This window comes from Rhizobium sp. P32RR-XVIII (genome assembly GCF_012641395.1).
In the GTDB taxonomy this organism is placed as follows: Bacteria; Pseudomonadota; Alphaproteobacteria; order Rhizobiales; family Rhizobiaceae; genus Rhizobium.
Genome location: NZ_JABAIH010000008.1, coordinates 16,844 through 31,884, shown reverse-complemented (window position 1 = coordinate 31,884; position 15,041 = coordinate 16,844). Strand labels below are relative to the sequence as shown.

Genomic DNA, 15,041 nt, shown 5'->3' with positions numbered 1-15,041 from the left:
CGATGCACGTGGCGTTTGTTCATCGTAGGGGCTTCGGCCAGTTCGCTGCCTTGGCCGCTCAGCTCGCGCAGGCGGGCAATGAGGTCAGCCTTATTACCGAGACCATAGACCAGAAGATCCCATCCGTTCGCGTCGTTCGACATCGAACGGAATCGGGCCCGCGCGCAAATCCGCACATGGCCCGGCACATGGGTATTCCCGATCATCACGCGCGAATCGGCCATCGCGTTGCCGAAACGCTCGACGCCATGGCGCGGCAGGGCCTGGCGCCCGACGTTGTCGTCGGCCATATCGGCTGGGGCAGCATGATGTTCTTGAAGGACGTGCTGCCACAGGTGCCCGCATTGGGGTATTGCGAGTTCTTCTACCGGTCGGAAGGCGCGGACATCGGGTTCTCCCCCGACGATCAGCCTGATCTGGAGACGCGCAAGAGGCTGCGCCTGCGCAACACCGCGCAGCTCTTGTCCCTCGAGGCCATTGAGGCCGGTATCAGCCCCACCCATTGGCAGAGAAGCCTGTATCCCGCCGACGCCCAAAGGCGCATTTCGGTGTGCCACGAGGGTATCGATACGGTGCGGTTTCGGCCGGACCCGACAGCTTCGGTCACGCTTCCGGATGGACGTATGCTCACTGCTGGCGGGCCTCCCATTGTCACCTTTGTCGCGCGCGACCTCGAGCCGTACCGCGGATTTCCACAGGTTTTGGAGGCTGCCGCCAAGGTTGCGCGGCAGTGTCGCGATGCGCTGTTCGTTTTCGTCGGCGGAGATGGCGTCAGCTATGGTGTGCCGCCGCCCGGCGGCGGGGCGTGGAAGGACCATCTCCTGGAGACTCTGGATATGCCGCGGGAGAATATCCTCTTCCCCGGCGTGGTGCCGCATTCCGTTTTGCGGCGGCTTTACCAGATCTCGTCCGCGCACCTCTACCTGACCTATCCGTTCGTTTTGTCCTGGTCGGTGCTGGAGGCAATGGCGTGCGGCGCCCTGGTCATTGGATCGGATACGGCGCCTGTCCGGGAGGTCATCCGTTCCGGCCAGAATGGCCTGCTGGTGCCATTCTTCGACACGGACGCGCTGGCCGAGGCTGTGCTCGACGCTCTGGACAATCCCGAAGGTCACACCGGGCTGCGAGCTGCGGCGCGCCGGACTATCGAGCGGCGCTTCAAGCTGACGGATTGCGTCGATCGCCAACGAGAACTTCTTGAAAAATTGATCGGGAAATCGCCGGTTCGTCATGCTGGCACGCAAGCTAATCAGGTATTACTTTGATTTTTGAAGTATATCAGAACTTTTTTACTTTACATAAGCTGTAATTTCTTATTGTGCGCTGCAAGAATCGTTGCTACGTTCCTGCCGCTGACGCCAGATAAGTTGAGTAATCAATTGTTTATCCGACGTCTTCGAGTTCAAGGGCGGCATATTTCTACAGAGGCGATGCGTGCAAGAGTTGATGTCTTCTGGTATAGCGCAACGAATGGCAGCGAAAAAGCTGGTGGCGGCATCCGACCGGGACAGGTCATGCTTCGAGGGAAGCGATATCGAACATCTGGTCGTTTACCTCGATGCGAGCGGACGTCCTCAAGCGACATTGCAAAATGCTTTTCCATTGATCGCCGTCGCCTTTTCCGACGAGGGTGAGGCGGATCTGCAAGAACAGCTGGCGCTGCTTGGATCGCTGGGGACGGTCCCCACGGTTCCCGTCCAACGGCTTGATCCCGCCAAAAAGTCGGAAAGTTTCACGCTTCTGCGGGCGCTAACCGAAGGTGGCGTTGGCAGGCTCGCCCGGTACAGCGCTTCGATCACCTCGGAGCTTGCGATCCTGCGCCGGGAGCGCGAAACGCTGCTAGAAAACTACCGGGCTCTCGAAGATGCGTTCCAGGCGCGAAACTGGGAGCCGGTTTCGGAGATTTTCTCCCACGATCCCTATGCCGATCCAAAGGACGAAGGGATCGAGCAACTGCTTGCCACCGCCTTTGTCGAGCAACTGCTGCCGGTCTCCAGCCTCGGTGTGGCGGGGCTAGCGCTTCATCTTCACACGGTGCCCAAGGTCAGCGGAGAGCTTGTTGTCGCATTGAGCTATCTCGAGAGCGGCGAAGGGGTGGCCGAGTGGACCGTACCCTATGCGCAGCTCGTTCCGAACTGGAATTTCTTCTCGCTGCCCCGGGCCTGCGGAGGGGCGGCGCGAACGCTTCGGCTACGGGTCTCCGCGACGGGACCTGAGACCGTCGGCCTTTCGCTCGGCTATTCGATCGCCGGCGAGCGGTATTCGGCACGGTCGGAACTTCCGCATCCGGATCTCGATCTGCGCCCGCTGGCGTTCAAGGTGTTCACGGGGCTGCCTGGCGTAAAACCCGCAAGCGCGCCCAACATGATTGCGCCAAGCAGCCTTCTCGAGGGCCAATACATCGTCGATTATCGCCTTGCAGTCGACACACTGAGCCAGATCGTAGACGTCTCGGTCACGCCCATCGTGCCTGAGTTCCAGACGGTGCGCTTCCTTGAACATGAGCACGCCGTCGTCTGCCACCCGCTGCCGAGCGGCATCTCTGCCGGAGCGATCAGCCGTGCTGTCGAGCCCGGAACGATATCCTTCTCGGCAAGCGCCGTCATCGACCATCCGGAAGGGCAGCCTGCGGCGGTCAGCTTTTTGCTCGCCCCGGCTAATTCGAATGCGCGCTCCGAGGTGGCCGAGTTGGCGCGAAAGGGCGCCGCGAAACCATCGGCGTTCTTCAGCGGGTGGCGCGAAGTCAACTCCCAACAGGCCGTCAACATCAACATCCAGCTGGAAGAGCCGCTACGCGGGCCGATGGATCTGATGATCCTCAGCCGCGCGGTCACGGATTCGGTCGATTACTCCTGGCTCAAGGTATTCGGCTTCAGGCTGGTCAAGCAATCGACGGAGTCCGCCGATGTCCGGTAACAGGGAGTTCCTCGACCTGATCGTCGTGGCCATGCCCCTCTATGGCCACGCGGCACTTGCCCTGGAGGCGATCGAGTCGGTCCTCTCCTCGAACCATCCCAACTGCCGAGTTGTCATTGTCATCTCGGTCGACGGCGACCCGCGGCACGAGACGTTCGATCAGTTGTTGCTCTACGCCGCAGCCCATCCTACCGTCCATGTCGTTTTCGGCCAGAATGCCGGGCCAGGCGGCGCGCGCAATCGCACCATTGAGTTCGTCCTTGAGCGTTTTCCCGAGGCGAAGGCTGTCTATTTCCTGGATGCCGACAATCGCGTCCTTCCCGGCACCATCGAGACGCTTTACCGGCAGCTCCAATCCAGTGGTTGCGGGTGGGTCTACACCAATATCGACACGTTTTCGGTCAGCTGGCGCGCCCACTACGGCAACCGCTATTCGCGGCTGGTCCACTGCATCACCGACAATATCTGCGACACGGGATCAATGATCTCGATCGACGTTTTCCAGGCGGGCGTCCGCTTCAACGACGACAGGCAGAACGGCTTCGAGGATTGGGAGTTCTGGCTGTCCTGCATCGAGCATGGCTTCGTTGGCACGCCCTGCCACGACACGGTCTTCGAATACAGGCTGCGGGCGGAAAGCCGCTTCAAGGAGGCGAACCGAGAGCGCGCCACGTCGGTAAGCTTCCTGCGCAAACGCCACACGCCGTTGTTCCAGCGGCCGATGCTGGTGGATTTCGAGCATGAGGAGTGCCCGCGCTACCTGTTTGCGCGAACGGAAGATACGGCGATCTCCTTCTTTACCGATCCCACCAAGCCACCGACGATGCTTCGCCTCGACGACATCATCCCGGCGTTCTGGGCCAGCATCGGCGAACCCGACAATGAACACTTCCCGCCGTTCATGGTCGCCGGAAGCGGCGCGGCGCTCGACCTGCTCCGGCGTTCGCGCATGCTGCCGAACGTGCTTGCCCACCTTGAGCGCTTGAGCGAGAGCAGCAACGTCGTCTTCGTCCAGCTCGCCAACGATGCCGCCCAGCGCAAGATCGAGCCGATCGTTCATGGAGCGGGCGGAGAAAAAATCGGCCCCGCCGATCTCATTTTCCTTTCGACCCGGCTCGTCCAGGACGTGGTCCAGAACAACGCGGTGGACTGGTTCGCTTCGATCGGCAGCCAGCAAGTATGGCCGACATCGACTGTTCTGAAAGTGCGTTTCCCTTTTCCAAGAAGCCTCCCGCGCCGCTCTCTCATCACGCCTCAGCAGGTGATGATCAATTGCGTCAACGCGATTGCCGCGAGTCCCCTGCGCGAGACTGCGGGCAGGCGGTGGACCTGGCGTCCGGCACGGCTCGTGCCCTACGCCGATCTGCACAAGGCGCTGCGCAAGGAAGTTGGGGGATCACCGGTTCTGCCGCTCGGGCACAGCGAAGGCAAGAGGACCGTAGCACTACTCGTGCCGAACGCCTCGTTCGGCGGGGCCGAGAAAGTCGTCTACGCGGCCGCCCGGGAATTGAAGGCGGCGGGTTACGAAACCCATCTCTTCGTGCTCGGCACGTCCCGGATGGACGTGATCGATGAATTCGATTCCAGCTTCGACTACATTCACTTCTGGGACGCGGGAATTCCGGCCTGGGGAGGGTCGGGTTCCTTCCTTGGGCAGGACTTTATCGCCGAGGGGCATTCGGTCGACTGGGAGGCGCTGAAGGGACAGCTTTCCGGCTTCGACCTGGTCATCAACAACCACGTAATGGCCGTCCATCCCCTGATCGCGCGACTGCGCTCCGAAGGCACGCGCACCGCCTGCTATCTTCACGTCGTCGACAACACGGCCTTCAAGAGGCCCGCCGGCCAGCCGTTCGCAGCGATTGCCCACGAGCATTGCTACGATGCCTTCCTGACCTGCTCCGAACAGCTCAAGATCTATCTGCACAGCTACGGCGTCCCGCACGAGAAAGTTTTCGCCGTTGCCAATGGTGCCAGTTTCACGGTGCCGCCCAAGGCCCTGGCGGAGGTTCTGGCGGTCAGGCGGATCGAGCGCAAGGACGACCGGTTGCGGCTTCTCTACATGGGGCGGCTCGATCAGCAGAAGGGCATCGATCGACTGGCGGCGACGCTAGCGCAACTACGGGCCTCCAACGTCTCCTTCGACGCCCGGGCCATCGGAGGGGAAATCCTCGGCGATTCCAGCTTATCTTGGAGCGAACGATTGAAGGACCTGGGCGTCGACGTGCGCCCGCCCGTCTTCGCCAGCAAGGATCTGATCAAGGCGCTGGGCTGGGCCGACGTTCTCGTCATGCCGTCACGCTGGGAGGGCGCGCCGCTGATGATCGCCGAGGCGCAGCAGCTCGGCTGCGTGCCTATCGCGACTGCGGTCGGCGCCGTAGACGAGCTCATTGCCGACGGCGAGGACGGCATCCTCATTAACGCTTCCGATCCTCAGGTCGTGAGGGAGATGGCACGGATCATCGGAGAGGTTGCGCACAATCGCGAGAGGCTCGCTCCGCTCATGGAGGGCTGCATCAGGACCGCCGCGCGCCGGTCATGGGCCTCCTCCTTCTCGGATTTCATCGCGTGGAGCGATCGCTCCGTGAAAAATTCATCACTGTCCCGCGCCGCAGTCTTTCGCGAGCAGCCGGCGGCAAATTCCGTGGTCGCGGCGATCGGCTGATTGCCGCGCCGCTTCCCTGAAACAGAAAGGTTTAGTCGAATGCGTCCACGAATTCTCGTGACGGGTATTCCTGGTCACTACACGCGCCTTGCCAATGGCGCCGACGGCTTGTCCGTCTCCTATGCCGAGCGGCAGAAGCAGCCGGAATCGAAAGAGGATTTCCTGCAGGAGCTGCGCAACATCAGCAACACCGGCAACTACCTCATCGGTGAGGGCGCCCTGCGCGCGCTTGCGCCGCATGCGAAGCAGGTTCCCTTCTGGCATCTCTATAATTTGAGCAAGAACGGCGACGGGTTCGACGAGTTCAACGCCAACTTCGACATCTGCGTCTTCACCTGCGCGAACCTGTTGCGCAAGGGGCTCTCCGCGGACGCCGAGGCTGAGGTCCTCAGCCGGCTCAACATGCCGATCGTCATGCTGGGCATCGGCCTGCAAAACCGCAAGGACCTGGAGAACAATCTTCCGGAGGGGACGAAGCGGCTCCTGGCCATCTTGAAGGAGCGTGAGCACTACTTCCTGACCCGCGGCCACGAGTCGGCCGGCTTCCTGAAGGACCAAGGCTTCTCCTTCGTGCGCCCGACTGGCTGCCCTTCCGTCTATTTCATGCCGGACAACATGCGCCGGTCCATGACCAAGCTGTCGAGCGTAAAAATCGGCAAGGCGCGGACGATCTTTTCAGGTTACCTCGGCGGCAATCAGGATGCGATCCTCGACGCCAATGCGCTAGCCCCACAGGACACCGTTCCGCAATACGTCGTGCAGGACGAGTTTCTCCACTTCGACATGAAGGTGGAGCCCAACGACGAGGGGCGTGTCTATGATTCCGCATCGGGCCTGATGATCGGCGATCTGGCCTACCCTGGCACCGAGCGGGAGAAGCAGCGGTTCGAGGTTCGCACTTTCTACGACACCAACCAGTGGCGCGCCTGGGCCTCGTCGATGGACTTCAATCTCGGCCGTCGTTTCCACGGATCGATCATCGCCATGCAGGCGGCGGTGCCGAGCCTGATGGTGGCGGTGGACGACCGCATGCGCGAGATGCTCGGCTTCACCGGCCTGCCCGCTGTCGACATCACCGAGATCGACAAGGCGGAGAACCGCGCCGAGTTCGTGGCCGATCATCTGGCAAAGCTCAACACGAGCGAACTTGTCGACCGATATTCCGACCGCGAGCGCGCCTTCCGCACCACGCTTCGTGAAATCGGCATCGGACACTAGCGGCCCCCGGGCCATCTCTTTTCGGTTCAGAGGACAGTTATGCGTATCTTGCTTACGGGAATTCCATCCTATCTGCAGCGGACGATTGCGGACGTGTCCGGCACGACCGTCATCCACCGGCCCTATTTCGACGATGCTAGGACCAGGAAAGGCCTGATCTCGCAGGTCAGGAGGATCGCCAACACCGGCAACTACCTGATCGGCGAAGGGGCGGCCGAAAGCCTGCGCGGCCATGACGTCACCTATCTGCCGTTCTGGCATCTCGTCAACAATCGGGATTCGAACGAGCTCTACGAACGCGTGAACCGCGAATTCGACTTGTGCGTCTTCGCCTCCGCCAATCTCCTGCGGCCCGGCTATTCCGCCGATCTCGAAGCGGAGATCTTCGCCAAGCTCAAGATGCCGGTCGTGGTGATGGGCATCGGCATCCAGCGCAAGGAGGGCCTCAAGGAGCAGCTACCGGCCGGTACGCTAAAGTTCCTGGAGGTCTTGAGAAACAAGGAAAGCTTCTTCCTCACGCGCGGCTATTTCACCGCCGAGTTCCTCCGGGAGCAGGGGATCAAGTTCGTCAAGCCGACCGGCTGCCCGTCGCTCTACTTCTCGCCGGACGACATGAAGCGCTCGCTTTCGGCGCTTGCCAATCCCGGACTGGCGGAAGCCCAGAAAATCACCTTCGGCGGCTATCTCGGCAGCGTTGCCGATACGATCGTCGATGCCCACGCGCTGCTCAAACCCGACAGCGTTGCAAGCTATGTTGTCCAGGACGAAGTGGTTGCCTACAATCTCTCCCTGATCGGCGACGACAACGACATCGTCTATGACCGGGCGAGCGGACGTATCACCGGGGGGACCGAATACAAGCACTCGGAGAAATGGCAGCTGAAATACGAGCTGCTGGTCTATTTCGATACGAACCAGTGGCGCACCGCGATGTCCGCCCGCGATCTCTGCTTCGGCCGTCGCTTCCACGGCTGCATTATCGGCATGCAGGCCGGCACGCCCGCGCTCATGATCGCGGTCGACGACCGCATGCGTGAAATGCTTGAATTCATCGGCTTCCCGTATATCGAGGCGGCCACTTGGAACAGGGAGGTGGACAAGCGCGCCTATCTCGCCAATTTCCTCGGCAAGATCGACACGCAGGCCGTGATCGACCGCTATTCCGCCTGCGAGGCGAATTTCCGAAACGCTTTAGGGCAGATCGGACTTTGAGCGGATGACGGCGAGGCCGCGAATGCGCGCGCTACTCGCTTGCGCGCTGGCAGCGCTCTGGGCCTTAGCCCCGGCGCCGCTGGCGGACGCGGACGATGTGTTCCCCGATCGCATCGGCATTAACCGGGTAAACCTCGCCTGGCTTTCCCGCGCCGACCAGAAGCGCGTGCTGAAGGAGATAGCGGCAAGCGGCATCACCCATGTCCGGCTTTCGCTGTCAAGGCCGGTAGACAAGAGCATCGAAGCGCTCGAAATGGCGGACCGGCTCGGGCTGAAGATACTCCTCGAGATCCAGCTCGGGAACAAGGACTACTATCCGCCGGAGACGCGTCCTCGCACCGGTTGGGGCCGCGTTTGGGATGTTCAACGGCTTTCGGATCTCGACCTCGATCTTTACCGTGAGTACCTGCGCGCGGCGCTTCGCCGTATCGACGGCATGGGCATCCGCATCGACGCCGTCGAACCCGGAAACGAGATAAATTACAGCGCCTACAATGGCGACCTCGTCGTCTACGAAAACCCTGGGCGGCGGACGCCGCGCAGGGTTTCGGAAGTTGCAAATCGCTCGGCGTTCGAGCGCGGCCTCGACGCCTATGTCGGCACCGTCCGCGTCACTCGGGAAGAATTGCGGGCGACGGTGCACAGCGGCGACGCGCTTCTGATTTCAGCTGGGCTTTCCGATGTCGGCACTGGCGAGGCCGATCGCCGTGGCATGGAACGGCTCGACCCCGGGGCGGTTATTTCGCTCCTGCGCGAGCGGGGCATTGATGCGCTGGTCGATGGCTACGGCATCCATGTCTACCCAGGGCGCAAAGGTGACGCGGCGCTTGCGCGCTACGTGACGACGCTCCTTGATTTTTGCCAGCCCGAAGGGCAGGGCAAGCCGTGCTGGGTGACCGAATGGGGCATTGCCAACACCGCGCTTTCCTGCCCACTCGACGACCGTGAGCGGGAAGAGGCGGTCCGCGCCGTGCGCCGCGGCTTCTCGGAGATGATGGAGGAAGGGAGGCTGGAAGCGGCGTTCTACTACGACTGGGATACGCAACCGGTCTACAGCGTCTGGCGCTGCGGCGTCTTAAGCCCGGCTGGCGTCGCGGCCACCGAAACGAATACCGGCGGTGGGGTGCCGAAATGACGGGTCTAATCTGTCCGCTCCCGTATCCGAGGCCGGCGCGACCGCGATGTGCGAAGCGCGAAAGGGTAACAGGAGACAGCGCATGAAAGAGATCATTCTTGCAGGCGGCAGCGGAACGCGGCTCGACCCCGTACTATATCGGTTTCGAAGCAGATGCTGCCCGTGCACGACAAACCGATGATCTACTATCCGCTCGGCACGCTGATGCTGGCGGGAATCCGCGAGATATTTGTGATCACGCTGCCGCGAGACGGACCGCTTTTCGAGGGCCTTCTAGGAGACGGAAGCGCGCTCGGGCTTTCCAGTTCCTATGCCGAGCAGGCGCAACAGAACGGGCTCGTCGAGGCCTTCGTCATCGGGCGCGAATTTGTCGGAGACAGTCCGGTCGCTCTCATTCTGGGAGACAACATCTTCTACGGAGCCGGGCTCCAGGAAATCTGCCGGGACGCGGTCGCCCAACAGCGACCATTTTCGCCTACCACGTGGACGATCCGGCGCGCTATGGCGTGGTCAGCTTCAACACACTAACCGGCAAGGCCGACGCGATCGAGGAAAAGCCTGCGAGTTCCAAGTCGAACTGGGCGGTCACAGGTCTCTACTTCTACGACAACGACGTGCTTGACATCGCAGCCTCCATCCGCCCTTCCGGCCGAGGCGCGCCGCGCAGATACGAAGACGAGCGCGGCTTCTTCACCGAGGAAGCTGATCCCGCTCACGATCATCAACACCATTGAGGAGAAGCCGCTGCCGGTCTACGGTACTGGGTTGAACGTGCGGGACTGGGTGCATGTGGAGGACCATGCGCGCGCGCTGGAACTGGTGGTGAGGCATGGAAGGCCCGGTGAAAGCGATAACATCGGTGCACGCGCCGAGCGCAGTAACGTCGCCGTTGTCGAGCGGATCTGCGATCTCCTCGACGGTCGGCGGCCGGGCGTGCTGGGCGGAAGCTCCAGGGATCTCATGACGTTCGTCCCCGACCGCCCGGGTCATGACCGCCGCTATGCCATCGATCCCTCCAAGATCGAGCGAGAGCTTGGGTGGAAGCCGCGGCTGGGGTTCGATGACGGGCTGAGCATGACGTTGGATTGGTATCTGACCAACCGGTGGTGGTGGGAGCCGATCCGGCACCAGCGCTATTCAGGCACGCGTCTCGGCGAACGTCAGCGACGTCTGGCATGAGGATCGCCGTAACCGGGACCAAGGGCCAAGTCGCCTTGGCTTTGATGGAGCGGGCACGAGCGTTGCCCCACGTCGAGCTATTTACCTTGGGGCGCCCCGAACTTGATCTGGCCCGGCCCGAGACCATCTAGCCGGCACTGGCGTCCTTGCGCCCCCAGCTTGTCGTTTCCGCCGCCGCCTCTACGGCCGTCGATCGGGCTGAGCGTGAGCCGGAACTGGTCTATGGGATCAACACGGTTGGCGCCGGGGCTGTCGCCGAGGCGGCGAACCGTCTCGGAGTGCCGATCGTCCATCTTTCGACCGACTACGTCTTTGATGGAAAAAAGCGGGGCAGCTACCGCGAGACGGATGCGCTGGCGCCCCTGAAGGTCTACGGCGCGGCGCCCCGCCATCTCATCTCGCGGACGAGCTGGATGTACAGCCCGTTCGGGGCGAACTTCGTAAAGACGACGCTGCGGCTGGCGAGCGCGCGTAAGGAAATCGCGGTCGTCGCAGACCAGCGCGGCAATCCCTCGTCAGCGCTCGACATTGCCGATGCCATTCTGCGTGCCGCCGTTACGATGGGTGAGGTTGCGGCATACGGCACCTATCACGTCGCGGGAAGCGGCACGACCTCATGGGCCGATTTCGCGCGTCACGTGTTCTCCTCAAGCCGCGCTCGCGGCGGGCGTGGGCAGAGGTTCGTGACATACCAACCGCCGAATTTGCCGCTCGGGTGCCCCGCCCATTGAACACGCAACTGTCCACCGCCAAGTTCGCCTCGGCATTCGGCTGGACCATGCCGCAGTGGCAGCGGTCTCTTGACGAGGCCGTCGGACGGATTTTCCTGGGCGTTGCGGGGCGTTGTCAACAGGCTGTAAGGCCGAATTCCTGGCAGGCCCGAAAGCCCCTCTCATGAAAACAACTCTCGGAAAAGGAGGGAGCCAGCCTGTTCCTCCGCGAGGGCGGCGCTGTTGGCAGCCTCGCGGAGTGCCTGAAAGGCGGACTGGTCCCCGACCCTGGTACCGCCAAAGCGCACCGTCACGGATATCTGCCGCTCTTGCCCGGCTGTGAAGGTGGTTTCGTATACCCGCGCGCGAATGCGCTCGCAGATGTCGCTGACATTTTCCGTTGTTGCGCTTGGCAGATAGATCCCGAGTTCGTCGGGGGCAAGCCGGGCGACGAGATCACCATAGCGCACGGAAGAATGCACGATCCGAGCAATCGATTGAAGCAGTGTATCTGCCCATTGCGGTCCATAGCGACGACCGATCTCATCAAAATTGCCGACCCTGAGAACGAGTATGACGCCATCCGGGCTTTCCGCGGTGCTCACGCGCCTGCGGTCTATCGCATGCTCGACCGAGGTCGCAAATGCCTCGGCGCACAGTGTACCTGTGACGGGATCGCGATGGAGGGCGTGTTGAAGTTCTTTTTGGAGATCACGAAGCGCTTTTTTGCGTCGGTGACGCGCAAATTGCAGAGGAAATGTAACAGCCGCTGATATCAACGCCACAGCGCTCAATTCTACCCAAAACGGATGTTCGGGAACAAGCAGGCTTAACAAGCAAACAACCGCGGTCGCCCCAACCGCCGAGGCAAGGGCACCGCGCATTGCGCTCTTGATATGCGCGACGATTGCGGCTTGGCGAAAGCGAAATTGCAGAGTCATCGGTTAAACGGAGCTTGTGCAGTTGTCGCTATCTTTGACAGATTCGGCGAAAATAGCAGGTGAATAAATCTGATGGCATTTTAGCAGTAGGCCACGCAGAATTTTATCGTCACGCCAACCAGATCGCGAGCCTGCAAGACCAAGGCCTATGCGCTTGTGTAAGAAACCCATTCGCACCCTCCGCGTTGGCGTCGCCAGTATTTGCTTCTAACACAGAATACGGTGGAGACCTGCAGTTCGATTGCCACTTCGCCGACAGCCATTATCTTGGTGCGGACGTGGGATGATTTTGCGTGTTCTACGCTAATTCGGCCGTAGATTCCGATTTTTCGCGTTTCGTTCCCAACAATCCGGTTTTCGTTCCGATTTTTCGGATGGCAGTCAATAAGAAGCGGTTCCATAATTAATGAAGTGCTACCCGATGTTGGGCCAGCCAGAGCTGGAATTTTCCGCGGTTAAGGCCCAGGTCGGCGCTGGGGCCGATGAGCCGTTCATCAGCGAAATCGGCACCTTGTTGCCGATCGCGCTGTGTGGCCGGAACTCGTTATAGTCTCTACGCCAATCCTCCATTTTCGCCCGCGCGTCGTCAAGGCTCAGGAACCAGCGAGTGTTCAGGCACTCGGCCCAGAACTTACCGTTGAAGCTTTCGATGTAGCCGTTGTCCGTCGGCTTGCCAGGCCGGGAGAAATCGAGGACGACTCTCTTCTGGTAGGCCCACAGATCGAGGTCACGTGAGATGAATTCGCTGCCTTGGTCGACCCGGATCGTCTTCGATAGCCGACAATCTGGCAAGTCCGTTCCAGGGGCAGCACGACGTCCTCGCCGCGGTAGCTGAAGCGTGGATCGACGACGGGAGAGAAACGCGAAAAGGTATCGACCACCGTCAGAACACGGAGCTTGCGGCCGGTTGCCAACTGGTCGTGGACGAAATCCATCGCCCAGACCTGGTTGGACTGCGTCACCGCGCAGCGATCCTCCCGGAGCTTCGCCCGCACACGGCGTTTGGGGACCTTGTTGCGGAGCTGCAGATCCATCTCCTTTTAAAGGCGGTAGATTCGCTTCGGATTGACCGACCAGCCCTCTCGTTTGAGCAGCACATGCACGCGCCGATAGCCGTAGCGCACCCGCGTCTGGCAGATGTCTTTGATCCTCAGCTTCAACTCGGCCTGCTCGCCGCGCCTGGACTTGTAGACATAGAGCGACCGATCGATCTTCAGCACCGAACAGGCGCGGCGGGTCGAGACCCTCCAATCGGCTCTCACCCCGTCGACAAGCACACGCTTGCGGGCGGGCCTCGAATTTTTTTGCCAGCACGTCCTGCAGCATCGCCTTGTTGAGCGACAGGTCAGCGACGATCCGCTTCAGCTTAGCATTCTCTTCCTCGAGCTGCTGCAGCCGCTTCATTTCCGACGGCATCAGGCCGGCATAGCGCTTGCGCCAGTTGTAGCACGTCGCGTCCGAGATCCCCGCCTTGCGGCAAACATCGGCGATCGGTGTGCCGTCTTCTGCCTGCTTCAGCACGAAGGCGATCTGCGCCTCCGAAAACTTCGACGCCTTCATGGAATTCTCCCCAATGTCCCCGCAGGGATCATAAGTGGACAATTCCAGTTCCAAATGGCTCAATTTGCCGGGAGCACGTCAAAAAGAACTCAAAACTGGATAAAACTTGGGGGCAAGGTCATCAAGACCACGGCGCCCGAACTATATGGAGCTGAACTCCGGCCCGCACGCCAACGCTAAATTTCATAAACCGCCGCCTCGCCCTGCTCCTCTCGAAGCCCCTTATATGACGCATGCCGCAGCTTCTGGTCATGCGTCCAGGCGCGCAGGACAAAGCGGTGATCTACTTAGAGCTTTGATCTCCTGCCACAGTATGTAGTTGGGGGCGGCAGAGCCTCGTGTGCCTGTGCCAGTGTTTCCAACCAGGCAGCCAGGCCTGCAGGAATTTCCTCGTTCCCGGCTTCGAGCGCTTCGATCCACGACAGTTCGCATTGAAGCGCGGACGCGATGTTGATCGGCGTCCATCGGATATGCAGGAGGCATTCAGAAAATCGTTCTGGGGTCATGATTACAACTAGCAGATGATTCCGATCGAGCCCACAACGGCAAACAGGTCTGGAGAGCCAATTGTCATCTCGCTCCCCAGTCCTTTTTGCCATCGCCGTCGACAATGCGTTTGCAAACAGAGAACGGACCGGGCATTCTGCGCCTGGTCCGTCTGGGGAAATGATCCCAGAGTTATGCCTGGGCCAGCATCTGGACAACTTCTTCCGTCGTCCAAAGACCGTTAGGCATGTAGCGGAAATTGATCAGCGCCGAGAGATAGCCGTCCCCTTCCGGAAGCTTCGGCGCGGCAACCGCGTCGCGAACCACGCCGACCTCGACGCCAAGTTCGAGGAAATCGCGGCAATGCGACTCGACGCACATGTTGGCGAGCATTCCTGCGAGGACGATCTGGTCAACGCGCTGCTTTCGCAATTGCAATGGCAGGTCGTTGGCTGCCGGACTGTACAGCTTGTGCGGCGAGCAAATGATCGTCTTACCGTCCTCGATGTATTTTTTAAGGTCCGGAAGGAAATCCGCGCCGGAGTCACGGAATCCGTCCAGCGTGTATGGGCCTTTTCGATCGAAGATGCCGGCCTCATGCTGGAAGACTTCGAGGGGGGCTGGATTTTCCACGAATGGTCCCAAGGGTAATAGTGGTGCGGCGAAATTGCCACGACGATGCCGGCTGACTTGGCGGCCTCGAAAAGGTGGCCGAGGTTTGCGACCACGTTGTGCTCGGTCACGCTCTCTCCCACGACCGGCCAGGCATGGCCCTTTGGGCTCAGGAAATCGATTTGCGGGTCGATTACTACCAGGGCCGCACGCGACCGATCCACCTTCATGTTGCCCTTTTCAAGGCCCGGATTTGCTGGATCGGCATAGGGGTCAGTGGTGGCCGTCTGCGCGCTTGCGGTACCAGCCGCCGTGAGCGCGCTCGCCGCCGTGATCCCGGCGACGCCACGTAAGAAGGATCGGCGAGGTGTGTTGCAACAATCATAATCGTGCATGTCGAGACTCTT

The 15,041-nt window shown here is 61.0% G+C and carries 9 protein-coding genes and 5 pseudogenes; 9 read left to right on the top strand and 5 right to left on the bottom strand.

The genetic code is table 11. The features are described from left to right. Positions 1-2: 2 nt before the first annotated feature. The 9 genes and pseudogenes from HGP14_RS21660 (at position 3) to rfbD (ending at position 11,223) form a co-directional block, all read left to right on the top strand. Positions 3-1,265: a glycosyltransferase family 4 protein gene (locus HGP14_RS21660; protein WP_168831955.1), complete on the top strand. Its 1,263-nt coding sequence runs from the start codon at positions 3-5 to the stop codon at positions 1,263-1,265. Between the two features lie 181 nt (positions 1,266-1,446). After that, positions 1,447-2,916, top strand: coding sequence for a DUF6212 domain-containing protein (locus tag HGP14_RS21655; protein WP_205927272.1), 1,470 nt, complete (start codon positions 1,447-1,449; stop codon positions 2,914-2,916). Then, a complete protein-coding gene (locus tag HGP14_RS21650) occupies positions 2,906-5,581 on the top strand; it encodes a glycosyltransferase (protein WP_168831953.1) in 2,676 nt (891 codons plus the stop codon). Before HGP14_RS21655 ends, HGP14_RS21650 begins: the two co-directional genes overlap by 11 nt. A gap of 39 nt (positions 5,582-5,620) precedes the next feature. Then, positions 5,621-6,799, top strand: a complete 1,179-nt coding sequence (locus HGP14_RS21645) for a polysaccharide pyruvyl transferase family protein (RefSeq protein WP_168831952.1) — start codon at positions 5,621-5,623, stop codon at positions 6,797-6,799. Between the two features lie 39 nt (positions 6,800-6,838). Next, positions 6,839-8,011: a polysaccharide pyruvyl transferase family protein gene (locus HGP14_RS21640; RefSeq protein ID WP_168831951.1), complete on the top strand. Its 1,173-nt coding sequence runs from the start codon at positions 6,839-6,841 to the stop codon at positions 8,009-8,011. Between the two features lie 22 nt (positions 8,012-8,033). Then, positions 8,034-9,146, top strand: coding sequence for a glycoside hydrolase (locus HGP14_RS21635; RefSeq protein ID WP_246704529.1), 1,113 nt, complete (start codon positions 8,034-8,036; stop codon positions 9,144-9,146). 82 nt (positions 9,147-9,228) lie between these two features. Next, positions 9,229-9,802: pseudogene (locus HGP14_RS21630) on the top strand (sugar nucleotidyltransferase); the annotation flags it as partial. A 37-nt stretch (positions 9,803-9,839) separates the two neighbouring features. Beyond that, positions 9,840-10,325 (top strand): annotated as a pseudogene (locus HGP14_RS21625) (GDP-mannose 4,6-dehydratase); the annotation flags it as partial. Further along, positions 10,322-11,223, top strand: a pseudogene (rfbD, locus tag HGP14_RS21620) (dTDP-4-dehydrorhamnose reductase). The pseudogenes HGP14_RS21625 and rfbD, both read left to right, overlap by 4 nt. On the opposite strand, the gene HGP14_RS21615 reads toward rfbD, so the two are convergent. From HGP14_RS21615 to HGP14_RS21600, 5 genes and pseudogenes are all read right to left on the bottom strand, one after another. Then, a complete protein-coding gene (locus tag HGP14_RS21615) occupies positions 11,218-11,976 on the bottom strand; it encodes a GGDEF domain-containing protein (RefSeq protein ID WP_168831949.1) in 759 nt (252 codons plus the stop codon). The pseudogene rfbD and the gene HGP14_RS21615 overlap by 6 nt on opposite strands. Positions 11,977-12,390: 414 nt before the next feature. Then, positions 12,391-13,536, bottom strand: a pseudogene (locus HGP14_RS21610) (IS3 family transposase). Between the two features lie 176 nt (positions 13,537-13,712). Beyond that, positions 13,713-13,802 (bottom strand): annotated as a pseudogene (locus HGP14_RS35585) (ATP-dependent DNA ligase); the annotation flags it as partial. A gap of 21 nt (positions 13,803-13,823) precedes the next feature. Beyond that, on the bottom strand, positions 13,824-14,042 hold the full coding sequence (locus HGP14_RS35580; RefSeq protein WP_168831948.1) for a hypothetical protein: 219 nt from the start codon (positions 14,040-14,042) through the stop codon (positions 13,824-13,826). 172 nt (positions 14,043-14,214) lie between these two features. Continuing rightward, a complete protein-coding gene (locus HGP14_RS21600) occupies positions 14,215-14,655 on the bottom strand; it encodes an isochorismatase family protein (protein WP_312862163.1) in 441 nt (146 codons plus the stop codon). Positions 14,656-15,041: the final 386 nt, after the last annotated feature.